Raw genomic sequence first — 1,400 nt, 5'->3', positions numbered from 1 at the left:
TTATATAAAGTCAGATTCGTGATCACCGGGCTTGTCCAACAACCGGTTCAGATTGTGGTTCGCTTTGCTCACACAATCTAACCTTATTCGTTATGTTGCTGCACGTTGCCTCCTACGAAACACACGAACAACAGCTGCCACAAACCCAACTACTATGAGCCATGCAACGGAGTAAATAAAAACAACTGGGAGAACTAACGGATTCAAAAGGGAATACAAAATGTGCTCTGACTTACTGCACTCCCAACCAGCATCTAATAGCCCACAATGGCCGTTGTATCCGTCAGCGACAAGCCAAGCCTCTAGCATTACAAACCCTATGATCGGTGCCATTGCGATGAACCACCACGAAATGCGTTTGCATTGCATCCGCTGTTTACCCCTCTGCGACATAACGCCGAGCTAAGGAGCGCCGCGCTTTTGCGGCGTCTCGCTTGAGCGACGGGTTGGGCGGCACTATTGAGAAAGCAGCCATGACACCCACCAACAAAAAACAAAAAATGCGAGCATTACGGGCAATACCAACAGCACGCAAACAAACGAGAACTCACGATCTGAAATGGCTTTGCCATGCTTGGGCGAGAACAGCCAGCCAAAAAAACCTTCACCCAAAACATAAAGTGGCGGCCCGAAAGCGATAAGGAGAAACCACTGTATTGATGTATGAGGTAAATGTGGCCATAACTGGATTAAGAGCAACCCAGCAATAAAAAGCCAAGCAGTCGCCCGCGCGGGCAGCGACGAAAGCCATTTAGGTTTGCTCTTGTCGTTCATCTTCTATGATACCCAACGTGAAGCTAAGGGGCGGGCGCGATAGCGACCGTCCCACTTTAGCGGAATGTTATGTGCGATGCTTGATTTTGCTTCCATATACTTTTTTGATTGGAATCGATTCAAAATCTAATCCGTCTAAGCAACGGACATTTACCGCCCACCCATCAAAAGGCTTAGACCCTTCGAGAATTTCCTCTGGAGTTGGATCACTTGGACGCCTGAAAGGAAGGATGCCGCAGGTAGGGCAAAAGAAATCTTTTGCCGTTCTGCTTCCCCACTGATACAAAATAAGGTCTTCCCAGGGAGTAAGTAAATTTAGATTCTCTTTCGGAATTCGGTGATTCAAAGCCCCACGCTTTTTGCAAATAGAGCAATCACAAACGCGCAGGTGATCTATTTCCGCCTCAATTTCAAAGCGAACTCTTCCGCAATGGCACGATCCTTTGTATTTAGTCATAGCATATAACGTGGAGCTAACTGGCGGCCGGAAGCAAGCGAAGCTTGCTGGAGGGCGTCCGTGTTGAGCGCAGGGTTGGACGAAGCCGCTACGCGGAGAAAAAGCCCCAGCGCCTGATTATTTATAGAATGTAACCTCAAGCCCTCACTGAGAGGGATCATTCCACGAC

2 protein-coding genes are annotated in these 1,400 nt (G+C 48.4%); both read right to left on the bottom strand.

The window, feature by feature from the left end; all coding sequences use genetic code 11:
* Positions 1 to 456: 456 nt before the first annotated feature.
* Positions 457 to 774 (bottom strand): hypothetical protein, encoded by a 318-nt coding sequence (locus EK22_RS24500; protein ID WP_152565193.1) that lies wholly within the window; start codon positions 772 to 774, stop codon positions 457 to 459.
* Between the two features lie 67 nt (positions 775 to 841).
* The gene (locus EK22_RS23990) at positions 842 to 1,231 is read right to left on the bottom strand and encodes a GFA family protein (protein ID WP_081918021.1); all 390 of its coding nucleotides are present in this window, start codon (positions 1,229 to 1,231) and stop codon (positions 842 to 844) included.
* Between the last annotated feature and the right edge of the window lie 169 nt (positions 1,232 to 1,400).

The organism is Methylobacter sp. BBA5.1, from assembly GCF_000746145.1.
GTDB lineage: Bacteria > Pseudomonadota > Gammaproteobacteria > Methylococcales > Methylomonadaceae > Methylobacter > Methylobacter marinus.
Note: the sequence above shows the minus strand (reverse complement) of the source record. Positions and strands in the feature narration are given on the sequence as shown.

Bases quoted from the DNA above. Each gene is read 5' to 3' on its own strand.
- EK22_RS23990 (WP_081918021.1), bottom strand. From the start codon at position 1,231: ATGACTAAATACAAAGGATCGTGCCATTGCGGAAGAGTTCGCTTTGAA.
- EK22_RS24500 (WP_152565193.1), bottom strand. From the start codon at position 774: ATGAACGACAAGAGCAAACCTAAATGGCTTTCGTCGCTGCCCGCGCGG.